Raw genomic sequence first — 17,272 nt, 5'->3', positions numbered from 1 at the left:
TCACATTTAGCAAGGGCAGCGCAAAGGGGAAGCGCACAAGCACGTGAAAGCGTCATGACGCTTCTGTCGCTTTCACATTCATAAACCCTAATGTAAAGAATAGTGAAATAACATATGTGACCGATAATCCAGGCGTTGGGGGACTAAACGGATGAACACGGTCGTTGAAGCAGAATATCGCATCCCATCACGGGAGGAATTGATGCGTCCGCAGGAATGCTCCCGCTGTCACGGGGCCAAGAAGGTTTTCGTTTGCGCGCGCTGGCTGAGTTCGAACGGCCATTGCTGCCCAGGAGGCACGCACCGGCTGAGTTGCCCGGGGCACAGCATCGCCTGCCTCGAATGCAGCGGGCGCGGCGGCTAGCAAGATTGGAGAAGCCGACCCCGTCGGCCGCAAACGGCACCGAAGCGCAAACCCATCTCGACGGAGGCGGCAGTCATTAAAGCTTCGGCTCCTTGCCGCTCCGGCGAGAACGCCGCCATCGCGCTGATGCTGACCGATATCGTCATGCGGGGCATGAATGGCCGTCAATTGGCCGAACAGGCACGCAAGCATTCCCGCCCACTGAAAGTGGTGTTCATGACCGGCTTCACCCGCAACGCGGCCTTGCACAATCGCGTGCTCGACCACGATGTGCACTTCATCGCCAAGCCGTTCGCGCTGGAACAACTGGCGGCGAAGCTCAGGGACGCGTCTACGACAGCCTGAAGCCTGCTCGCGCCTTGTCAGATGCGGCCGAGCAGCACCAGGATAATCACGATAACAAGGACAAGCCCGAGGCCGCCGCCGCCATAATAGCCGGTGCCGTAGAAAGGTCCGCCGCCAAAGCCGCTGAAGCCGCCAAGCAGGGCAAGAATGAGAATGATGATGAGAATTGTGCCGAGGCCCATGGTTTCTTCCTCTTTGTGACTGTGCGATCCCGCGCTTTGTTATCGAGGAAGTGAACTCGCAAGCCGCGCGCATGTTCCGCGCGACTTCGGCAGCCGGCTTGAGTTTTCGGACCGCAGATCAGCGGGCCCGACCCGCGTGGAACCATTTCCCAGCCGGCAACGTTGGAGCCTGCCCATCCGGGCAATCTTGGCAAAGGAGGGCATCACATGGGCGCGTCTGTTCTTATCGGGATCCTGATTACCTTCCTGGTGGTGATCCTGGTGCTCTATCTCGTGCAACGGTTGCCGCTCGATGCCCGCGCGCGGCAGATTGCGCAGATCATCGTCATCATCATCGGAATCACATCGTTGCTCAAATATCTTGCGGTGTTCTAGCCGCGATCCATATTTCGACATAGGAAACTCCGAAGCCTGGTATCCCATGAGAACCCTGTCGATCGCATTTCTTGCCGGTACAATGTTGTGCGCCGCGAGCGCCGCCTACGCCCGGCCAGACACGCGCGCCATGACTTGCGCACAGACGCAGGCGCTGATCAGAAGCGACCATGCAGTGGTCTTGACGACCGGGCCGGACACTTATGGCCGCTTCGTACGGCAGTTCGGTAATGAGTGCGACTGGCCGGAAGTGCCTATCTCGACGACCGTCCCGACCAAGGACGGCGAGTGCCGCGCCTATCGGTGCGAGGAGCCGATCAACCTTCCCGGCTGACCGATGCTTCTTGCATTTGGGCGCGGAACCATTGCAACCTCATGCGGGTTGTAGCAGCCAGCAGCGGGACTTTGCCGGCTGCGACTTGGTTCTGCGTGACAGCAGGAGGAACGGCGATGCCTGAAATCGCGCGCAGCGGCAGTTGCCTGTGCGGGGGCGTGCAGTTCCGCGTGGCCGGCGAGCCAAGGCGGGTTGGGCTCTGCCATTGCAAGGATTGCCGCAAGACAAGCGGATCGGCCTTTCATGCCTATGCCATGTGGCCGCGTCAAGCGTTCGAAACCAGCGGAATCACCAGCACCTATGGCACGCGAAGTTTTTGCCCTACCTGCGGAAGCCGCGTTCCGTTCGTCGGCGAAGATGAGGTCGAGGTCACGATCGGCAGCCTGGACATCGCGCCAACCGAAGGGCTGGTGCCGAGCTACGAGCTCTGGACCGGACGCCGCGAATCCTGGCTGCAGGCCCTCCCCACGGCGCGTCAGTTCGAACATGATCGGATCGCAGGTGATTCGGCTGCCGGCGATGAAACCGTCCTGGAACCGCAGCAAAGGTCGGCCTAGGTCGAATTCTTGCTGGACTTAAGTCCCAACGATATTCGCCTTCAGTCGAGTGAAGCCTTCGGCACGTCCTGGAAATGGCCGGCTATCGATTGATATGCGCTGACTTTTCTCGAAGTTTCGCACGTTTCAACCACCGGTCGGTTTGCCGGCCAATCAGCCGAAGCTAGCATTCTTGGGCAGGCACGTTTTTCACGCAGCAGCGCCCATAGAGTTTATCCGCTTTTACAAAATATAAGAATTTTCAACCATGCTTCTTGCTGTAATACAATCTTGGGGATTGTTTCACCTGCTTTCGGCGGTGTTTATCACGTGAAATACCAAGCTGCAGTTGCAACACCAAAGTGAAAATTCTTTCGGCTCAAGAAATTTTTTTAACTATTTTCCTTCTGGATATATCTAATATGACGCTCAAAATTGCCGCAGACAGCAGGCCTATGACTTTGTGCCTTGTACAAAAGGCCACCTTTGTTTCTTTCAATTTTTGCTACATGGTGTTGCCGTATCTTGAAACCGGACGGGGCGGTTTTCATGACGTCGGCGCCTGAACACGGCCGAAACATGCATATGCGGTATCCACCGATTGATGGGTTCTGGACCTGGGACATCAAGCGTGACCGCGTCTATGGCGACGCCAATCTTTCAGACTATTTCGGCCTGACACTCGACGAATTCTCCCACGGCGCGCCGCTGGAACGGTGGATGCAAAGCATCGATCTGGATGACCGCCCCAGGGTCCGATTGGCCATCCGCAGGGCAATAGAACGCAAATCAGGTTTTAGGGAAGTTTACAGGGTCCGTTCGGAAAAGATGGGGCTGCGCAAGATCCTGGCCGTCGGCCAATGTTATGTTGACGGCGTGGGCGAGGCTGCGCTCTATCCCGGCTGGTTCGTCGATCTGACGAAGGATGCCGCGGGCGAGGAACAGTCGCTGCGCGAGATCCACAACCACGTCGGACAGGCCAAGGACATCGCGCGGTCGATCGGACACGACATGTTGTCCTATCTTCTGGACAACATCGAGGAAGAGGTCGAGCAGCGGCTTGATGGAAGGCTGGGGAGGCGAAGATCGTCCTGATGTGGCTTTCGCCGATTGTTTGCAGGCTAGCTTCGCTTGCCGCGCCTGCCGACTTCAGCTGTGACCATGCGCGCGAAATGCGACTGCGGCGATCGGTGCTCGATGAGCTTCGCGCGCTCCAGGGCCGCATCGCCATAATATTCGATCAACACTCCGGCGGCCCGAACAGCATCGGCCCTCAACTGGCCGAAATCAGCCGGCCCGCTGTCGATCGAGGGCTCGCTCCTGGCAATCACATCAAGCATAGCTTGCAACTTGTCAGGACTGCTGCCCTCATCTTCGTGCATGGTCGCTATCCGATTGGCAGCGTAAAATATCGACATTTCCGCGCAATGTCCAACAGGTTCGTTGATCGGGCGTCAGTGCAACCGAGTACAGCTTCACCGCGCACGGGGCCACAACCTTCATACAAGTATAGTGAGCCAAACTTACCGCGCAGACATTTGGGGGGCACCAATGGACCAACCTAGCAAAATGGAAAACCTGCAGTTTGCGCAGGGGATTTTGCGAGAGCTTCGCCAGAAGGCGGAAGCAGATGGCGAGAAGCTCCTGACCTATCTCATCGACATGGCTTATCTCGAGGCCAGCGATCGTATCCGCGCCCACTGGATCGGCAGCCACGAACACGAGGGCCGCCGCGCCAAGGGCTGAGCCGCCCAAAGGAATTCCGGGAAAGCGCGCCGCGGTTTTCCGCGCGGAACTGTGTCAAAACAATAGAGGGAGCGCTTCTTCGTTTCGGTGGAACGATAAGCGCCCTGACCATCACACAAATTGCCCGAAACGCAAAAAAGCCCGCCATGCCGAAAGGCATGGCGGGCTGGATTTTTAAGTGGCGGGGGCCATGTCCGGCTGCCTCGCCGCCGGTCTATGACGCGGCAACCTTTTGACGGACCGGAAGCTTCCACCCTGGCCGCGCGAAATGGCAGGTGTAGCCGTTGGGGTAACGCTCCAGATAATCCTGGTGCTCCGGCTCAGCTTCCCAGAAGGGGCCGACCGGGGCGAGTTCGGTGACGACCTTGCCGGGCCACAGGCCGGACGCGTCGACATCGGCGATCGTGTCCTCGGCGATCCGCTTCTGCTCGTCGCTCACGTAGAAAATCACCGAGCGATAGCTCGTGCCGATATCGTTGCCCTGGCGGTTCCTCGTCGTCGGATCGTGGATCTGGAAGAAGAATTCGAGCAGCGTGCGGAAACTGGTCCTGGCCGGGTCGAAGACGATCTCGATCGCCTCGGCGTGGGTGCCGTGGCTACGGTAGGTAGCGTTGGGGACGTCGCCGCCGCTGTAGCCGACCCGCGTTGAAACAACGCCGGGCAAGCGTCGGATCAAATCCTGCATGCCCCAGAAGCAGCCGCCGGCAAGCACCGCGCGCTCTGTGGAAGAAGCCATGTCACACCTCCTTTGGATTGCCCCATAGATAGGAGTTGTGGCCGGATTCTTCCAGCTGTTCGTGGCGGCGGTCCACGCTCGGCCATCGCGATGACATCGATGTTTCGAAAAACCTGCCGGCCGCGACTTCGAACCTGCCGCGATCAGGAATCCCGGGTCTGCTTGAACCTTCGCACCACCACCTCGAAAACGATGTCCGAGAACTGCTCGACACTGTTTTGATTGGCATCGAAGTCTTGTGAAAAATCCTTGGGCAGCAGCGTCAGCACGACCTTCAGATACTGGTCGGGCTTTTCGGCCCTGACCGCGGCGATGACGCCGGCGCCGTGGGCGCGGAAGTCGGCGCGAAGGGCGGCGGCGAAGTCGTCGACGAGCGTCTTTCGCGGGCGCTTCGGGCGGGTGGAGGGAGCGGCCTCGACCTGAGGAGCCGTCGGCTTTCGCCCTGCCCGCTTGGCGCCGACTGGCTTGCGGGGCATGGCCTTGCGTTCGTCAGCCATGGACCACCGCATCGGATGGCGCGGCCTTCGCCGCCTTCGCCCTGCGAACCTTGCGCACCGGCTTTTTTCGCCGCTTGGCGCGGACAGGTTTCGGGGACTCCAAATCTGCAGCCGGCGCCGGCGTTGCCCTCAGCTTCGCCGTGACAATGCGGACCGCAGACGGGCCGAGACCCTGGCGCGGGAAACCGAAACCGGCAACCGCATCGACCGTGCCGCCTCGCACCATGCCGATGCGCACGCCTGGCGCGACCTGCTCGACGCAGCCTGAGCCGTGCGGCAGGCTCGAGCCCTCGAATTCGCCGATGGCGCTGACGATCTCGGCGCCGTCATCAGCGGTGATGATGGTGGCGTAACGTGGCATGCAAGACTTCCGCAATTCGATTGAAAGGTCAGGTTCCGTCCGTGCCGTCGACGCTTCGAAAAAGTGGACGGCGCCAAAAACAAAACCCGCCGGGCGGCGGGTCATTGGCGCAAATCAGCACCATGGAAAGAATAATAGCATAGCTGCCTTCACCGGGCAACGGCTTCTAGGTAAATTTTCCTAGCTCCCTGAAAACCAGCAGGCGAGGCCCTGCGCGGGCCACAGCCCTAGATTGAACACAAGCCGACAGCCCGGGCGAAATTTTTGTCGGAACCAACCTTAGTCCGATGGGTTCCATCCTTAGTCGCAACGCGACAGACGAACCGTCTCGGAACAGAGGAGAAGATCATGCTTACGAAGATTCTTGCAGCTTCGGCCCTGACGATCGGTCTCGCCACCGCGGCGATGGCCCAGAGTGCCGGCACCGCCGGAAATAACGGCAGCGGCCAGACCATTACAACCGAGCCGAGGACACCGGCCACCACTCCTGACCAGGCTCCGCCCGACACCGGCACGACCGGCAGCATCACCGGCGGCGACATGAATTCGAACGCCGACAAGAACTGCCCGAACAGCCCGCAGGGCGCGCAGGGCGATGCCAACAGCCCCACCGCCAGCACGATACAGCCGAACGTCAACGACAAGAATTGCGGCAAGTAAGGTGACTGGGCAAAGTAAGGGCACCGGGCTTGTGCAAGGGCCGTGGAGCGCGCTCCGCGGCCCTGATTTTACCCAGGCGGTGCGCCCGCGGGAGCCATGAGACGCGGAACCATGGAAGGCCCGGGTCGTTGCAGGAGGAAAAAAGGAGAAAAACAATGGCAAACAATGACACCAGCACCGCCAATTCAGCCAATGGCAACGCCAAGACCACCGCCGCGCGCAGCCGCGCCGCGTCGCGCAGCAGCACTGCGTCGCGTGGCGGAGCACGGGCTTCAAGGGCATCCGAAGGCGCGATGAAAAAACAGATCGCGGAGTTGAAGCGCGAAGTGAGCCGGCTGAACCGCGCGCTTTCCGAAAAGGCGGAAGAGGCCGGCTGGTACCAGAGCACGGCCGGCCGCGCCTCGAACCTCTACAGCGGCGCCTCCAAGCGCGCGTCGCGCGCGGCAAGCCAGTTGCGCAGCCAGGCGCACAGCGTGTCGGAAACGGTGCAGCAGAATCCGGGCACATTCTCGACGGCGATGCTGATCGGCGGCCTCGCCGGGCTGCTGGCCGGCATGGCGATCAGCAGGAACGCAGGCCCCGAGCCGGACTGGCTGCGCCGCTGGCACAGGTAACATTTCTGGCCCGGCTGGAGCAGCCGGGCCAATCGACAATAGCGAACGAAGGCTGCCTTGCGGCGGCCGCGGAAGGAAGGCCGGGCCGTCGCGCCCGGCCTTTCTTCCCATGCCAGGCTTTCTCCTTTCAAGGTTGCGCCGTCCCTGCCCTGCTGCTGTAGCCGGTTGTCCCGGGCTGGCCATTAGCTGGAGCTTATGGGATCATTCCGCCAGGGAATCGCGGAGAGCGGCATGGACAGACCTGCCATGGCGTCCGTCTTTCGGATGCGGCATGTGCCAGCAAGCATTTCGGGCGTTCGCAGCCTTGGCCGAGGCCAGGCCGATCCGATCTTCCATTCGAGGCCGCTCGGCGAGGCGATCCGTTTCATCGCCCAGGCCGACGGCCAGTACGACTTAAGCGCCGTCGCCATCGGCTATGGCGACCGCGCCACGCCACTGCTCGGCAGCCGCGAGATCAGGCTGCTCTGGAGCGAATATGGCGAGCGCTGGATGGAGGCGTAGGCCCCCCGCCCGGATCGGAAACGCTCCTCATGCGTTCTTGAGGCGAGGTCAATGGGAGGAACGCCATGAACGTCGCCAATCTTCAGCTCGAAGGCCTGCTGATGGCCGTCGCCGCAGTCAACCATGTGCTCGTCAAGAAAGGCGTGCTGAGCGTCGAGGAGATCGACATCGCGCTACGCAAGGCCGAAGCCGGCGAGACCGGCGAAGAGCGTTCGGAGGCGATTTCGGCGTCGAACCGCGATGCCATCAATTTCCCGATCCGGCTGCTCGAGCTCGCCAACCAGTGCCAGCCCGAAGCCGACATGCCGTCCTTCTCGAAGCTGGCCCGCATGGTGGGCCAGATGAAGGAGCCGTATAACGACCAGATGTGAGGGATCGCTGTAGATATCACAAGCCAGCGCTGCCCCTCATCCGCCCCTGAGGGGCACCTTCTCCCCGTAAACGGGGAGAAGGAAAAAGCTCATGCCCTGACCGGCCAGCCTTGCTTGACGGCTAGCACGCTGCCGGGGCCGTGCACCGCGGCGTAGAGCAGGCCGGCGGCGAATGGGAAATGCGACATGAAGGCGCCGAACTCGGCCTGGTTTCCGGCCCAGTGCGACGGGCCGTGGAAGGCAAAGCCGAGGAAGACGACATAGACCGCGCCGATCAGCGCCAGCGGCGTCAGGAAGGCGCCGGTGAGAAAAGCGATCACCAGCAGCGTTTCGAGGATCGCCGCGCACCAGGCCAGAAACAGCGGGAACGGGAAGCCGGCGGCGGCGATGTAGCCGGCGGTGGCGCCCATATCCATGAACTTGAAGGCCACCCCCATCGCGAACATGGCGGCGAAGATCAGGCGCGCGATGAGAATGGCGGCGGTCTGCCAGGTCGATTGCGTTTCCACGTTTATCCCTCCGGATTGTTGAAGCAGTTGATGCCCCAAGGACGGAGGACGGGCGGTGGTTCCGACAGGGGGCGGGAAAATTTATCCGAAGCCCCTCTCCCTCGCCCCCGCAAAGCGGGGCGAGGAAAGACCCTACCCCGCCTTCGCCTGCGGCGGATGGCTGATCGAATCGCGCACGGTGCCGTATTCGGCGCCCCAGCGGTCGGTCATGTCGCAGCGGATGTCCCAGAGCTCGGGGAAGAAGCGGTGGCGGGCGCCGCCTTCCAGGATTTCCACCGGGCGGCCCTTCAGCGACTTCGCGCCGAGGCCGATCGAGCGGTGGATCAGGTAGAGGTGGTTGGCGCGGAATTTCTGGAACAGCTCGTCGAACTCGATCAGCGCCTCGGCCACGACGTAGGAATCGCCGTGGTCGTAATGCTCGTCATAGATATCCTCCACGGTCAGCCCGCGGCCGTCGAGGTAGGCATGCTTGAAGGCCCGCCAAAGATCCGGCGGCAGGCGCAGCAGCAACTTGAAGCCCGGCGATTCCTGGCCGCTGCCATTGCCGAGCTGCAGGCGGATCTGCTGATACTCTTTCGGCGACATGGTCTCCAGGAGATCGAGCTGCGCCGTCATCATGCGCATCAGCCGGTGCACGCGGCCCATCAGCGTGACGATGCGGTGCGTGTCCTCTCTTTCCAGGTAATCGAGCACGTCGACCAGCGTATAGGCGATGAGCTTCATCCACAGCTCCTCGACCTGGTGGACGATCTGGAACTGCAGCTCGTCGGCATTGACCATCTCGGAGAGCGGCTTCTGGCAGGCGAGAAGCTGATCGCATTTCAGATAGACGCCGTAATCGCGCATCTCAGGCGCTTCGATGCGGGCGTGGAAGTCTTGCTTGTCCATGGTTCATCTCCTCGCGCGGGCATGGTTTGCGACGTTGCGGCAAGCATAGCGCTTTCGGCTTGAACATTGTTCCTTTCTGTTATTCAAATGGCCTGAAATGAAGGACGATCACCGTCATCCCTTGCCATATTGGAGAACGATATATGCTGGATGCTCTCGACCGCAGAATAGTGGCCGCGCTTGAGCGCGACGCGCGTATCTCCTTCGGCGAGCTCGCCGAGGAGGTCGGCTTGAGCAAGACGCCGTGCTGGAAACGGGTGAAGGCGCTGGAGGAGGCCGGCATCATCCGTGGATATTCGACCCGCATCGACCCGGCCCGCATCGGCTTCGGCATAGAGGCATTCATACAGGTGTCGATCGACTTCGAGGTGTCGGACGCCTTCGAGGCGGCGGTGAAGAAGCACCCGCTGATCCGCCGCTGCTACGCCACCACCGGCGAGGCCGACTATCTGCTGCAGATCGTCACCATCGACATGATGGCGCTCGACCGCATGCTGCGCGAGGAACTCAGCCGGCTGCCGGGCGTGCGCCGCACGGTGACGTCGATGGCGATGCGCGAGATCAAGGGCGACATCTCGTTCGCCGAGGCCGCGGCGCGTGCGCTGCGGGGATAAAGCGCCAAAATGAACCGTGGACGCCGGCCGCACGGGCAAAGCGAGGGGGAGATACTTTCGCGAAGAGACCGCGAATAAAAGCTACGGCTGAAATTCAGCAGGGACGGCGGACGGACTCCGCAGGAGCGGCCGGCTCGGCCACCCGCGCCGCCTCTTCCTTCTCGGCGTCGGCCTGGCGCTTCGGGCATTCCTCGAAATCATGGTCGCGGCCGCCGCAATAGGAGCAGCATTTGGCGGGTGCGTCGGGGTGGAACATCGAGGCCATTTCCAAGAATGCACGAAAACGTTTCCGGTTACAGCAATTGCGTGAAGACGCCGCAATCGCCGTTCAGCCCCGATGCCCCCGATGTCAAAGTCAAAAGGAGCTCGCCGCTTGCGCGGCGGGCTCCCGGTCTTTCACCGCTTACGCGTGCGCGTGCGGGTGGCGAACGTCCCACACAGCCCAGGCCGACGCCACGATCACGAGCACGCCGAGAACGACGTGCGTGATCATTACATTCCTGTCAGCCGCGAACTGCAGCAGCCAGGGCGAGACGATCAGCCAGAGCCCGAGGACCAGATTTACCCATTCCTCCCATTCAGCGAACATCGAAAGCGTCGCCAAGGCCAGAGCGCCGAGCAGAACGCCGACAATCCAGGCGTTCCACGCGGGCACCATTGCCGCGGTGAATCCGATGACCCACGGAGAGATGAACAGGCAGATAGCGAGGACGAGAGTGACCCAGTCCTTGCTCTTTCTTTCTTCCATCAGTTTGCTTGCCATGACAACCTCCATCGATGAAGCTTGACCAAAGCAACTGCGTTTGGCGTGCAACCAGGGCACGCTCTGTTAATTGATGTAATACACTTTTACGGAGCGGCAAGGGAGGGGCCGTCCGCGCAGGCGCCTCAGCCGTTGAAATCGCTGCCGTTCTCGGCGCCGAGCTGCGGCACGACGATTGCCTCGAGCGGTGCGTCAAGCTCCCACTTCACGCCGTCGGGCGAGCGTTCGAGGCTGGAGGAACCGCTCAGCGATTGCGGCGCCACCCGCTGCAGCACCACGGTGCCGAACCCCTTGCGCTCGGTCGTCTTCTGCGCGGCGCCGGCGGATGTCTCGTGCCAGAGAAGATGAAAGCGCCGCTGCGCATCCGGGCCGGTCTCGACCTTCCAGGTGATCTCGACACGGCCGCCCCCGGCGGCCAGCGCGCCATATTTGGACGAGTTGGTGCCAAGCTCATGGAAGGCCATGCCGAGATTCTGCACGGCATTGGACTGCAGCGTCAGAAGCGGCCCGGATAGCGAGATGCGCTCCTCATGGCCGAAGGGCTTCAGATGCTCCTGGATGAGGTCGAACAGGCTGGCGCCGGCCCATTCCGAGGTGACCAGAAGGTCGTGCGAGCGCGACAGCGCCATGATGCGCGAACGGATAAGCTCCTCGAACTCGCCGGGGTCGGCCGAGCGCTTGCTGGTTTCCCTGACCATCGACAGGATCACCGCGAACTGGTTCTTCACACGATGATTGACCTCGCGCATCAAGAGCCGGATGCGGCGCTCGCTTTCCTTGGCGGCGCTGATGTCGCGGGCGATGGTGGAGGCACCGACAATCTCGTCATATCGGTTCCTGATCGGCGACACGGTCAGGGAAACGGCAATCAGCGAGCCGTCCTTGCGCCTTCGCGTCGTGTCGAAGCTCGCCACGCCTTCGCCCCGGCGGATGCGGCCGATAATGTCGTTCTCTTCGCTCCTCAGATGCTCGGGCATCAGCATCAGGATCGATTGACCGACAGCCTCCTCGGCGCTGAAACCGAACATGCGCTCGGCTGCATGGTTCCAACTGACAATGACGCTTTGGAGATCTTTGCTGATGATGGCGTCGTAGGAAGAATCAACAATGGCCGCGAGACGCGCATCGGCGTTCGCGTCTTCCCTTTCTTGCCCCCCGGATTTCCTCATCAGCATGAGGTAGCGCGCTTCCGAGACAAAGCAAATGCCTAGCCGCCGCTCGAGGAGTGCTCAAGCTCCTCTTTGTGCGGCGACGGCAGAACGCCGAAATCCTGCGACTTCGCGCCGGTGTCGGCGGTCAGGAACCCTTCCGACGCCAGCCCGCGCCGCAACAATTCGCGCACCGCCGCCGATCGGCTCGGCATGCGCTTTTCGAAACGCCAATTCTCCAATGCCGCGAGTTCTCCGTCGGTCAGCATGATCTGCAACCGCTGCGGCCGCTCCAACTCCGCCACTTTTGCCTCCATCAAGGACAAACGCCACGAATGAGTATGTGCCTCACAATGAGTAGAAATAGGAAAGGGTGCATAAGGCGTCAAGGGCGCCTGATTAGCGAACAGGCTCTCAGCCTAACCTTGCTAAGGATGCGTAGAAACTGCATTTGATATATTATACTAACTAACTGATTTATTTATTGATTTAATGATTTTTGTATTGCCAATGGCGCGCCTTGGGCGCACTCTTCCACCAAGGGACAAAACACTCCGCGGAAGGAGGGTTTCAATGTTCCAGAGGTTTTCGAAGAAGTTGCGGGGCGACGCCTATTGCAGGGTCAACGAGGCCATGCGGGCGAACGGCATCATCAACATCGTCGGGTTGTCGGAGCAAATCAGGCTGAAAAACCTCGACGAGAACATCGCCCGGGAAGACATCGAAACCCTGGTGATGCAGATCGCGCAGCTTTACGGCGCGCCGATCGAGTTCGACGACCAGACCCAGGCGGCGCTCGATCTGCCCGAGTTGAGCAGCCGCGATACCCGCAGCGATCTGGATAAAATGCTGGGCAGGCGTACGCATGGAGGCGATACCGCCGGCGATCTGCTGCAATTGAACCACGAATAGCCGAACGCCAGTTCTGGCGAAACGCCGGCCCTGGCTTTACGCGTTCTTCTGGCGCTTCTTAACTGATTTCTTCGGCGCAACGGCAGGGGCTTCTGGCTCCTGCGCCAGCCTGGCCGCGCGCAACCGTTCCGTCTTGGCTGCCCTAGCCTTGGCTTCCAGGTCCAGTATCTGCCGCGCGACGCGAGAAGTAGCGTCGGTCTTGGCTTCCGTCCGGGATTGGGCCGGCTTGAACAGATTGGTATCCGGTAGGGACTTCATTTCTTCTCCTCAAATCAAAAAAGGCCGGGCAAGCCCGACCTTCTCCAATACGCCTTTTACGGCCGATGCCAGTACATCCGTGGTCAAGGACCCCGAGGCGCTGTGATCAGGCGGCTTGCAGATTCTCTGCCGAGCTCTTGCCGCTGCGGGCGTCCTTCACGACGTCGAAGCTGACCTTCTGGCCTTCGACGAGCGAGCGCATTCCCGCGCGCTCCACGGCCGAGATGTGAACGAACACGTCCGGCTGGCCGCCGCCCTGCTCGATAAAGCCGAAACCCTTGGTGGAATTGAAAAACTTCACGGTTCCAGTAGTCATTGCGATCTCCTTACAAATCGACGCAAAATTATACGCGCCTAGCAACTGCCAAGCGACGCAATCTTCGAAATTGAGATGGAAGATCGTAAGAGCGCAAATTTGCGCGGAAACAACGTTCGTTCAGCAAGATCGATTTCGAACATATAGCGCTTAATTTCGCCATCGGCAAGGGTTTCGCGGATAATACTTCCGAAAGCGCAGGTTCCCGAGGCGGCGGCAGCCACCTGCCGAAACCAAGGAACCGTAGGGCAAACTCACCGACAATGACCCCGCGGGAAAGTTCGACCAGCGAGCGGGCCGGGTGGGACAAGAGCTCGACTGCCGTTTCGTTGGCCAGGGCGTGAAGCCGGAGAAACCAGCCCTGTTCTCTTTGCCACCAGGTCCGGCTGACGCGGCCCGCTGAGCACAACCCGGTGCTGGCGCGATGGTTCCAGCCGCATTTTTGCCCGTGGCGCATGAAGCCGGCGATCCCCGCTCAAGCCTAGGCAAACCGACGGCATTCAACTAGCCTCCAGGTAGATCAGAGGCGCGTGGGGCAGGCGATGAAGGTCAATGTCGTCTATGCGCATCCGGCAGAGGACAGCTACCTGGCGTCGCTTCATCGGCGCATCGTGGAGGTTCTGAAGGCCAGAGGCGACGAGGTCGTTGACTTCGATCTTTATGCCATGAAGTTCGATCCGGTCATGCAGTCCGCAGAGCTGAAGGGGCACGCCGACCTGTCGCTCGCGGCGAAGGATCTGCAGGTCTATGTCGATGCGTTGAAATGGGCCGAAGCGTGCGTGTTCTGTTTCCCGACATGGTGGTCGGGCATGCCCGCCGTGCTTAAGGGATATTTCGACCGGGTGTGGCGCCCGGGCGTTGCTTTCGAGCTGCCGACGGACGGCGGCACGATCAAACCGGCGCTTTTGAACATCCGCCGGATGGGGGTGGTCACCACCTGCGGCTCGCCGTGGTGGTACACCAGGCTCTATATGCAGGACCCGGGCAGAAAGGTGCTTTTGCGCGGATTGAAGTCCATGTGCGGGCGCACGGAGAAACACCTGTATTTGTCGAAATACTCGGTGGAAAGCACCTCCCAAGAGAAGCGGGAAAGGTTCGCCCGCAAAGTGGAGCAGCGGTTCGAGCGATTTTGAACAGGTTCATCGGAATTGCGGTAGTTCGCCAGACGCGGCTCGATCGACGGATGAGGCGGATCCTACCGACCCAATTCCCCGGAATTTGCAATGACAGGCAATGGAGATATAATTAGCTGACTAAGTGATTCATGGCACGGTGAACCGATGGCCAAGAAGAGAGATAGACAGGCTACTTCCGACATCGCGGCGGCCTCTCCCGCCGAAATCCATGAGGCGGCTTATTTTGCCCGCAAATGTGGCCTCACCCGCGACGAGGCATTGCAGATGATACGCGAGGCCCACAGGTCGCCGGCCGTCAAGCCCGCCGAGGGCGAGAAGCGCAAGCACTGACCCTTCATTGACCCGTTTGCGGCGCCACCTCGCCCGGCTTGATCACCGGCATGTCGTTGCCAGTCGGCGGCGGGGTCTTCGCGTTCTGGTCGCCGGTCGGCGGCGGCTTCAGCACGCCGCCGCAATTGCCGAGCTGTTTCGACAGTTCATCCGTATCGGCCTGCTGCTTCTGTTTTTGCTGCTGATCGTTGGCGTCCGGCTTGGCCTGGCAGTTCTGCGTCTGCTGATCCTCCGGCTGCTGGGCGGCCTGGGCCGCCGCCGGCAGCGCCGGGATCAGCGTGAAGGCCGCAATGAGAAGCGCTTTCTTCATGGGATCCTCCTCTTGGGTGGCGCGCGCCGGCCTGCATGGCGCCCGGCGACTTAGGGCTTCGGCTCGCGGCAATCGTCGGCATCGACCTTGCGCTGCACGGCGCGCTGCCTGCGCGCAGTCTGTACGGTGTCTGATTTTCCAGGCCGTGCCGGATTTTGTTCTGCTGGTCGCCATGGTGGACTCCTTTCACAGGAGAACGCATGCCGGCGGAAAAGGTTGGACCGGCAAAAAGGTTGGACCCGGTTTGCCGCACTCCGCCCCGGCACTCGCACATACATCAGAGTTAAATGCCGCCCGGCGCGGTGCTAATCTTGGTGGGACTCTCGAGAGGAGGAGTCCCATGGACGTTCGAACCCTCATAGGCAGCCTCTCGGCCGCATTTGCCCAGCCTGTATGCCGCCGCGCCGCCGATCCCCGTCAGGGTGATCCGCGCTTCGCTCGCCGAGGTGCCGCTCAGGCCGCGCTCGCGTCCGCCGCATCGGCCGGCGCCGCCGGCCCGGCCCGCGAGCAAAATGTAGACCCAGACTTGTAATCTCGGACCGGCCGGCCGGATGCAACCGACTGACGAAATCATCGTTTTAGGGCCATTCCAATCTTGTGACGCACTATGAGATCCTTGCGCATGAACAGCCCGCTTTCGTTCTCGCCGCCACCATTAATACGGCCGCGCCCTTTGCCGGCTTGGCCTGGCGCACGCGAATGGGCCGGATGGTGAAAGATCGATGAGCCGTTTTTTACCGCTCACCATCCGCTTCGTCGGCGGCGGCACCATGGTGGTCACCACCATCGCCGAGGCCAAGAAGGCGCTCGACGGCACCTGGAAAAACAAGGAGACGCCGGCCTATCTCGAAGCGGTCCGGCTAGTGGACGACGCGATAACCGGCACCTGCCGACCGGCGATTGCCTTCGCCGCCTTCAAGAAGGCCGCCGCGCAACAGGGCCTGCTCAAGCCTGCCGGCCCAAGTGCCGCCCTCGCCATGCTCGACCAGTTGTGGTCGCGCTCCAAGGCACCGCGCAGCTAGGCCGTGGTCCGTTCCAACCGCCCGGAGGAGAACATGTTCGTGGATTTCGACGCCAGCGAGATCGACACCGGAGCAGCAAGGATCTTCGCCCGCCGCGCTGGCAACGGGCCTGGTCTGCTTTTGCTGCACGGTTTTCCGGAGACACATGTGATGTGGCGCGACGTGGCGCCCAGCCTGGCTCGGGATTTCACCGTCATCTGCGCCGATTTGCGCGGCTATGGGCAAAGCTCTTGCCCACCCTCGAGCGCCGATCATACGCCCTATGCCAAGCGCGCCATGGCCGCCGACCTCGTGGTGCTGATGGAGACGTTGGGCTTCAAGCGCTTCCTGGTCGCCGGCCATGATCGCGGCGGGCGTGTCGCCTACCGGCTGGCGCTGGACCACCCGGACCGCGTCGAGAAGGTTGCGGTGCTCGACATCGTCCCCACCGGCGAAGCCTGGGATCGCGCCGATGCAAGGCTGGCGCTCGGCTACTGGCCGTGGTCGCTGCTGGCGCAACCCGAACCGCTGCCGGAGACAATGCTGGCGGCCGGCGCGGAAGCGGTCGTCGACAATGCGCTGTCCGGCTGGGGATCCGCGCCCGACGCGTTCCCGCCCGGCGTGCGGCAGGCTTATGTCGATGCGCTGCGCGACCCGGCGCACATCCACGCGATCTGCGAAGAGTATCGCGCGGCGGCCTCCCTCGACCGCGAGCACGATCGTGAGGACCAGGCGGCAGGCCGGCGCATAGCCTGTCCGTTGCTGGCGCTATGGAGCGAGCACGGCGCGCTTGCCGAATGGTACCGGGACGAAGGCGGGCCGCTCGGCATATGGCGGAACTGGGCCGACGATGCCAGCGGCGGAGCAATGCCCGGCGGTCACTTCTTTCCGGAGGAGTCGCCGATCGAAACCGCGGCCACGCTCGACGCTTTCTTTTCCGGAAGGTAGAAACGCCCTTTGCGGAAGGTCGCGCCGGCCAGCCAAGCGCCTGGCTGGCCTAGCTCACACAAGCAGCAGGCAAAGCAGCGGCAAGGCCGCCAAGCCGATAGCCATAACAATCAGCGTGGCATGGCCCAAACGCTCAGCGCGCCTGGCAATGTCGGCGACCTCGTCCTCGTCGTTGATGATATCGAGGAACGAAAGATCGGCAAGGGTGGCACGGTTGTTGTCGTTGGCAGGATGGCCTTCGGCATCCTGCCGGGCGGGTTTTGCAGAGATATAGGTCAAAACGTCGTCTCGCTCCGAAGCCGGTCACGGCCTTCTTGTTGTTGATATGGGTGCCCGCCGCAATTGCGCGGGGGGCTATCGGCGGACACCCGGGATGGCCGGCGATGGAGGGGGCTTTCTCGTCGGCCGCCCACCAATTCGCAAAAAGCATATTGGTTGCACAAGCCAGCCCAATGCGTCCGCCAAGTGGGACTTCAGTCTGAGTCACGAAATGTTTCGGCCGGAACATCGATTGCCG

The 17,272-nt window shown here is 61.6% G+C and carries 31 protein-coding genes; 16 read left to right on the top strand and 15 right to left on the bottom strand.

Features of this window, described 5'->3' with window-relative positions; genetic code table 11:
• The first annotated feature begins 418 nt into the window (after positions 1-418).
• The gene (locus tag AC0L2L_RS15435) at positions 419-709 is read left to right on the top strand and encodes a response regulator (protein WP_473579482.1); all 291 of its coding nucleotides are present in this window, start codon (positions 419-421) and stop codon (positions 707-709) included.
• 17 nt (positions 710-726) lie between these two features.
• Here AC0L2L_RS15435 and AC0L2L_RS15430 read toward each other — a convergent pair whose 3' ends face one another.
• A complete protein-coding gene (locus tag AC0L2L_RS15430) occupies positions 727-891 on the bottom strand; it encodes a DUF3309 family protein (RefSeq protein WP_320216182.1) in 165 nt (54 codons plus the stop codon).
• A gap of 207 nt (positions 892-1,098) precedes the next feature.
• Here AC0L2L_RS15430 and AC0L2L_RS15425 point away from each other — a divergent pair, with 207 nt between their 5' ends.
• The 4 genes from AC0L2L_RS15425 to AC0L2L_RS15410 all read left to right on the top strand — a co-directional run bounded on the left by AC0L2L_RS15425 (position 1,099) and on the right by AC0L2L_RS15410 (position 3,231).
• Complete coding sequence (locus AC0L2L_RS15425) at positions 1,099-1,266, top strand: Thivi_2564 family membrane protein (RefSeq protein WP_156913650.1); 168 nt, start codon at positions 1,099-1,101, stop codon at positions 1,264-1,266.
• Between the two features lie 46 nt (positions 1,267-1,312).
• On the top strand, positions 1,313-1,600 hold the full coding sequence (locus tag AC0L2L_RS15420; RefSeq protein WP_473579424.1) for a hypothetical protein: 288 nt from the start codon (positions 1,313-1,315) through the stop codon (positions 1,598-1,600).
• Between the two features lie 116 nt (positions 1,601-1,716).
• Positions 1,717-2,157 (top strand): GFA family protein, encoded by a 441-nt coding sequence (locus tag AC0L2L_RS15415; RefSeq protein ID WP_473579423.1) that lies wholly within the window; start codon positions 1,717-1,719, stop codon positions 2,155-2,157.
• A 504-nt stretch (positions 2,158-2,661) separates the two neighbouring features.
• On the top strand, positions 2,662-3,231 hold the full coding sequence (locus tag AC0L2L_RS15410; RefSeq protein ID WP_473579422.1) for a PAS domain-containing protein: 570 nt from the start codon (positions 2,662-2,664) through the stop codon (positions 3,229-3,231).
• Between the two features lie 26 nt (positions 3,232-3,257).
• Here the strand turns inward: AC0L2L_RS15410 and AC0L2L_RS15405 are convergent, their stop codons facing one another.
• Positions 3,258-3,476, bottom strand: coding sequence for a hypothetical protein (locus AC0L2L_RS15405; protein WP_473579421.1), 219 nt, complete (start codon positions 3,474-3,476; stop codon positions 3,258-3,260).
• A gap of 211 nt (positions 3,477-3,687) precedes the next feature.
• Here AC0L2L_RS15405 and AC0L2L_RS15400 point away from each other — a divergent pair, with 211 nt between their 5' ends.
• Positions 3,688-3,882: a hypothetical protein gene (locus tag AC0L2L_RS15400; RefSeq protein WP_127235553.1), complete on the top strand. Its 195-nt coding sequence runs from the start codon at positions 3,688-3,690 to the stop codon at positions 3,880-3,882.
• 214 nt (positions 3,883-4,096) lie between these two features.
• On the opposite strand, the gene msrA is transcribed toward AC0L2L_RS15400, so the two are convergent.
• The 3 genes from msrA to AC0L2L_RS15385 form a co-directional block, all read right to left on the bottom strand.
• Positions 4,097-4,618, bottom strand: coding sequence for a peptide-methionine (S)-S-oxide reductase MsrA (gene msrA, locus AC0L2L_RS15395; protein ID WP_473579420.1), 522 nt, complete (start codon positions 4,616-4,618; stop codon positions 4,097-4,099).
• Between the two features lie 143 nt (positions 4,619-4,761).
• A complete protein-coding gene (locus tag AC0L2L_RS15390) occupies positions 4,762-5,115 on the bottom strand; it encodes a hypothetical protein (RefSeq protein WP_473579419.1) in 354 nt (117 codons plus the stop codon).
• Positions 5,108-5,476, bottom strand: a complete 369-nt coding sequence (locus AC0L2L_RS15385) for a hypothetical protein (protein ID WP_473579418.1) — start codon at positions 5,474-5,476, stop codon at positions 5,108-5,110. The genes AC0L2L_RS15390 and AC0L2L_RS15385 overlap by 8 nt, the downstream gene beginning before the upstream one ends.
• Positions 5,477-5,824: 348 nt before the next feature.
• Here AC0L2L_RS15385 and AC0L2L_RS15380 point away from each other — a divergent pair, with 348 nt between their 5' ends.
• The 4 genes from AC0L2L_RS15380 (at position 5,825) to AC0L2L_RS15365 (ending at position 7,622) form a co-directional block, all read left to right on the top strand.
• Positions 5,825-6,136, top strand: a complete 312-nt coding sequence (locus AC0L2L_RS15380) for a hypothetical protein (protein ID WP_473579417.1) — start codon at positions 5,825-5,827, stop codon at positions 6,134-6,136.
• A gap of 155 nt (positions 6,137-6,291) precedes the next feature.
• The gene (locus AC0L2L_RS15375) at positions 6,292-6,750 is read left to right on the top strand and encodes a hypothetical protein (protein ID WP_473579416.1); all 459 of its coding nucleotides are present in this window, start codon (positions 6,292-6,294) and stop codon (positions 6,748-6,750) included.
• Positions 6,751-6,981: 231 nt separating this feature from the next.
• The gene (locus tag AC0L2L_RS15370; RefSeq protein ID WP_473579415.1) at positions 6,982-7,251 is read left to right on the top strand and encodes a hypothetical protein; all 270 of its coding nucleotides are present in this window, start codon (positions 6,982-6,984) and stop codon (positions 7,249-7,251) included.
• Positions 7,252-7,316: 65 nt separating this feature from the next.
• Positions 7,317-7,622 (top strand): hypothetical protein, encoded by a 306-nt coding sequence (locus AC0L2L_RS15365; RefSeq protein WP_027169767.1) that lies wholly within the window; start codon positions 7,317-7,319, stop codon positions 7,620-7,622.
• Between the two features lie 89 nt (positions 7,623-7,711).
• Here the strand turns inward: AC0L2L_RS15365 and AC0L2L_RS15360 are convergent, their stop codons facing one another.
• The gene (locus AC0L2L_RS15360) at positions 7,712-8,131 is read right to left on the bottom strand and encodes a DoxX family protein (protein ID WP_473579414.1); all 420 of its coding nucleotides are present in this window, start codon (positions 8,129-8,131) and stop codon (positions 7,712-7,714) included.
• A gap of 132 nt (positions 8,132-8,263) precedes the next feature.
• The gene (locus tag AC0L2L_RS15355; RefSeq protein ID WP_473579413.1) at positions 8,264-9,019 is read right to left on the bottom strand and encodes a tryptophan 2,3-dioxygenase family protein; all 756 of its coding nucleotides are present in this window, start codon (positions 9,017-9,019) and stop codon (positions 8,264-8,266) included.
• 143 nt (positions 9,020-9,162) lie between these two features.
• Here AC0L2L_RS15355 and AC0L2L_RS15350 point away from each other — a divergent pair, with 143 nt between their 5' ends.
• Positions 9,163-9,633 (top strand): Lrp/AsnC family transcriptional regulator, encoded by a 471-nt coding sequence (locus AC0L2L_RS15350; protein ID WP_473579412.1) that lies wholly within the window; start codon positions 9,163-9,165, stop codon positions 9,631-9,633.
• Positions 9,634-9,727: 94 nt separating this feature from the next.
• On the opposite strand, the gene AC0L2L_RS15345 is transcribed toward AC0L2L_RS15350, so the two are convergent.
• The 4 genes from AC0L2L_RS15345 to AC0L2L_RS15330 all read right to left on the bottom strand — a co-directional run bounded on the left by AC0L2L_RS15345 (position 9,728) and on the right by AC0L2L_RS15330 (position 11,849).
• Positions 9,728-9,889 (bottom strand): hypothetical protein, encoded by a 162-nt coding sequence (locus AC0L2L_RS15345; protein ID WP_473579411.1) that lies wholly within the window; start codon positions 9,887-9,889, stop codon positions 9,728-9,730.
• A gap of 147 nt (positions 9,890-10,036) precedes the next feature.
• Positions 10,037-10,396 (bottom strand): SPW repeat protein, encoded by a 360-nt coding sequence (locus AC0L2L_RS15340; protein WP_027169763.1) that lies wholly within the window; start codon positions 10,394-10,396, stop codon positions 10,037-10,039.
• 125 nt (positions 10,397-10,521) lie between these two features.
• Complete coding sequence (locus tag AC0L2L_RS15335) at positions 10,522-11,565, bottom strand: sensor histidine kinase (protein WP_473579481.1); 1,044 nt, start codon at positions 11,563-11,565, stop codon at positions 10,522-10,524.
• A 38-nt stretch (positions 11,566-11,603) separates the two neighbouring features.
• Positions 11,604-11,849: a hypothetical protein gene (locus AC0L2L_RS15330; RefSeq protein WP_473579410.1), complete on the bottom strand. Its 246-nt coding sequence runs from the start codon at positions 11,847-11,849 to the stop codon at positions 11,604-11,606.
• Between the two features lie 268 nt (positions 11,850-12,117).
• On the opposite strand from AC0L2L_RS15330, the gene AC0L2L_RS15325 reads away from it, so the two are divergent.
• Positions 12,118-12,456 carry a hypothetical protein gene (locus tag AC0L2L_RS15325; protein ID WP_473579409.1) on the top strand — a complete coding sequence of 113 codons (339 nt, stop codon included), beginning with the start codon at positions 12,118-12,120 and terminating at the stop codon, positions 12,454-12,456.
• 36 nt (positions 12,457-12,492) lie between these two features.
• On the opposite strand, the gene AC0L2L_RS15320 is transcribed toward AC0L2L_RS15325, so the two are convergent.
• Positions 12,493-12,714 carry a hypothetical protein gene (locus tag AC0L2L_RS15320; protein ID WP_027169761.1) on the bottom strand — a complete coding sequence of 74 codons (222 nt, stop codon included), beginning with the start codon at positions 12,712-12,714 and terminating at the stop codon, positions 12,493-12,495.
• A gap of 106 nt (positions 12,715-12,820) precedes the next feature.
• Entirely contained in the window at positions 12,821-13,030 is a 210-nt protein-coding gene (locus AC0L2L_RS15315) for a cold-shock protein (RefSeq protein WP_027169760.1), read from the bottom strand.
• 542 nt (positions 13,031-13,572) lie between these two features.
• On the opposite strand from AC0L2L_RS15315, the gene AC0L2L_RS15310 reads away from it, so the two are divergent.
• Together AC0L2L_RS15310 and AC0L2L_RS15305 are read left to right on the top strand one after the other, a co-directional pair.
• Entirely contained in the window at positions 13,573-14,163 is a 591-nt protein-coding gene (locus AC0L2L_RS15310) for an NAD(P)H-dependent oxidoreductase (RefSeq protein ID WP_473579408.1), read from the top strand.
• Positions 14,164-14,310: 147 nt separating this feature from the next.
• A complete protein-coding gene (locus AC0L2L_RS15305) occupies positions 14,311-14,496 on the top strand; it encodes a hypothetical protein (RefSeq protein WP_473579407.1) in 186 nt (61 codons plus the stop codon).
• Between the two features lie 4 nt (positions 14,497-14,500).
• Here AC0L2L_RS15305 and AC0L2L_RS15300 read toward each other — a convergent pair whose 3' ends face one another.
• Complete coding sequence (locus tag AC0L2L_RS15300) at positions 14,501-14,806, bottom strand: hypothetical protein (RefSeq protein WP_473579406.1); 306 nt, start codon at positions 14,804-14,806, stop codon at positions 14,501-14,503.
• 722 nt (positions 14,807-15,528) lie between these two features.
• Here AC0L2L_RS15300 and AC0L2L_RS15295 point away from each other — a divergent pair.
• Both AC0L2L_RS15295 and AC0L2L_RS15290 read left to right on the top strand, forming a co-directional pair.
• Positions 15,529-15,828, top strand: coding sequence for a DUF982 domain-containing protein (locus tag AC0L2L_RS15295; protein WP_473579405.1), 300 nt, complete (start codon positions 15,529-15,531; stop codon positions 15,826-15,828).
• A gap of 33 nt (positions 15,829-15,861) precedes the next feature.
• Entirely contained in the window at positions 15,862-16,755 is an 894-nt protein-coding gene (locus AC0L2L_RS15290; protein WP_473579404.1) for an alpha/beta fold hydrolase, read from the top strand.
• 54 nt (positions 16,756-16,809) lie between these two features.
• Here AC0L2L_RS15290 and AC0L2L_RS15285 read toward each other — a convergent pair whose 3' ends face one another.
• Positions 16,810-17,034 carry a hypothetical protein gene (locus tag AC0L2L_RS15285; RefSeq protein ID WP_473579403.1) on the bottom strand — a complete coding sequence of 75 codons (225 nt, stop codon included), beginning with the start codon at positions 17,032-17,034 and terminating at the stop codon, positions 16,810-16,812.
• Between the last annotated feature and the right edge of the window lie 238 nt (positions 17,035-17,272).

It is taken from the genome of Mesorhizobium sp. WSM4832, from assembly GCF_055811115.1.
This window is presented reverse-complemented; position numbering and strand designations above follow the sequence as displayed.

What these genes read in the sequence shown, in the direction of transcription:
- AC0L2L_RS15365 (WP_027169767.1), top strand. Translation starts at nt 7,317, where the DNA reads ATGAACGTCGCCAATCTTCAGCTCGAAGGCCTGCTGATGGCCGTCGCC.
- AC0L2L_RS15320 (WP_027169761.1), bottom strand. Translation starts at nt 12,714, where the DNA reads ATGAAGTCCCTACCGGATACCAATCTGTTCAAGCCGGCCCAATCCCGG.
- AC0L2L_RS15380 (WP_473579417.1), top strand. Translation starts at nt 5,825, where the DNA reads ATGCTTACGAAGATTCTTGCAGCTTCGGCCCTGACGATCGGTCTCGCC.
- AC0L2L_RS15415 (WP_473579423.1), top strand. Translation starts at nt 1,717, where the DNA reads ATGCCTGAAATCGCGCGCAGCGGCAGTTGCCTGTGCGGGGGCGTGCAG.
- AC0L2L_RS15355 (WP_473579413.1), bottom strand. Translation starts at nt 9,019, where the DNA reads ATGGACAAGCAAGACTTCCACGCCCGCATCGAAGCGCCTGAGATGCGC.
- AC0L2L_RS15370 (WP_473579415.1), top strand. Translation starts at nt 6,982, where the DNA reads ATGGACAGACCTGCCATGGCGTCCGTCTTTCGGATGCGGCATGTGCCA.
- AC0L2L_RS15425 (WP_156913650.1), top strand. Translation starts at nt 1,099, where the DNA reads ATGGGCGCGTCTGTTCTTATCGGGATCCTGATTACCTTCCTGGTGGTG.
- AC0L2L_RS15335 (WP_473579481.1), bottom strand. Translation starts at nt 11,565, where the DNA reads ATGAGGAAATCCGGGGGGCAAGAAAGGGAAGACGCGAACGCCGATGCG.
- AC0L2L_RS15375 (WP_473579416.1), top strand. Translation starts at nt 6,292, where the DNA reads ATGGCAAACAATGACACCAGCACCGCCAATTCAGCCAATGGCAACGCC.
- AC0L2L_RS15300 (WP_473579406.1), bottom strand. Translation starts at nt 14,806, where the DNA reads ATGAAGAAAGCGCTTCTCATTGCGGCCTTCACGCTGATCCCGGCGCTG.
- AC0L2L_RS15290 (WP_473579404.1), top strand. Translation starts at nt 15,862, where the DNA reads ATGTTCGTGGATTTCGACGCCAGCGAGATCGACACCGGAGCAGCAAGG.
- AC0L2L_RS15390 (WP_473579419.1), bottom strand. Translation starts at nt 5,115, where the DNA reads ATGGCTGACGAACGCAAGGCCATGCCCCGCAAGCCAGTCGGCGCCAAG.
- msrA (WP_473579420.1), bottom strand. Translation starts at nt 4,618, where the DNA reads ATGGCTTCTTCCACAGAGCGCGCGGTGCTTGCCGGCGGCTGCTTCTGG.
- AC0L2L_RS15430 (WP_320216182.1), bottom strand. Translation starts at nt 891, where the DNA reads ATGGGCCTCGGCACAATTCTCATCATCATTCTCATTCTTGCCCTGCTT.
- AC0L2L_RS15295 (WP_473579405.1), top strand. Translation starts at nt 15,529, where the DNA reads ATGAGCCGTTTTTTACCGCTCACCATCCGCTTCGTCGGCGGCGGCACC.
- AC0L2L_RS15305 (WP_473579407.1), top strand. Translation starts at nt 14,311, where the DNA reads ATGGCCAAGAAGAGAGATAGACAGGCTACTTCCGACATCGCGGCGGCC.
- AC0L2L_RS15325 (WP_473579409.1), top strand. Translation starts at nt 12,118, where the DNA reads ATGTTCCAGAGGTTTTCGAAGAAGTTGCGGGGCGACGCCTATTGCAGG.
- AC0L2L_RS15420 (WP_473579424.1), top strand. Translation starts at nt 1,313, where the DNA reads ATGAGAACCCTGTCGATCGCATTTCTTGCCGGTACAATGTTGTGCGCC.
- AC0L2L_RS15385 (WP_473579418.1), bottom strand. Translation starts at nt 5,476, where the DNA reads ATGCCACGTTACGCCACCATCATCACCGCTGATGACGGCGCCGAGATC.
- AC0L2L_RS15345 (WP_473579411.1), bottom strand. Translation starts at nt 9,889, where the DNA reads ATGTTCCACCCCGACGCACCCGCCAAATGCTGCTCCTATTGCGGCGGC.
- AC0L2L_RS15405 (WP_473579421.1), bottom strand. Translation starts at nt 3,476, where the DNA reads ATGCTTGATGTGATTGCCAGGAGCGAGCCCTCGATCGACAGCGGGCCG.
- AC0L2L_RS15400 (WP_127235553.1), top strand. Translation starts at nt 3,688, where the DNA reads ATGGACCAACCTAGCAAAATGGAAAACCTGCAGTTTGCGCAGGGGATT.
- AC0L2L_RS15340 (WP_027169763.1), bottom strand. Translation starts at nt 10,396, where the DNA reads ATGGCAAGCAAACTGATGGAAGAAAGAAAGAGCAAGGACTGGGTCACT.
- AC0L2L_RS15315 (WP_027169760.1), bottom strand. Translation starts at nt 13,030, where the DNA reads ATGACTACTGGAACCGTGAAGTTTTTCAATTCCACCAAGGGTTTCGGC.
- AC0L2L_RS15310 (WP_473579408.1), top strand. Translation starts at nt 13,573, where the DNA reads ATGAAGGTCAATGTCGTCTATGCGCATCCGGCAGAGGACAGCTACCTG.
- AC0L2L_RS15350 (WP_473579412.1), top strand. Translation starts at nt 9,163, where the DNA reads ATGCTGGATGCTCTCGACCGCAGAATAGTGGCCGCGCTTGAGCGCGAC.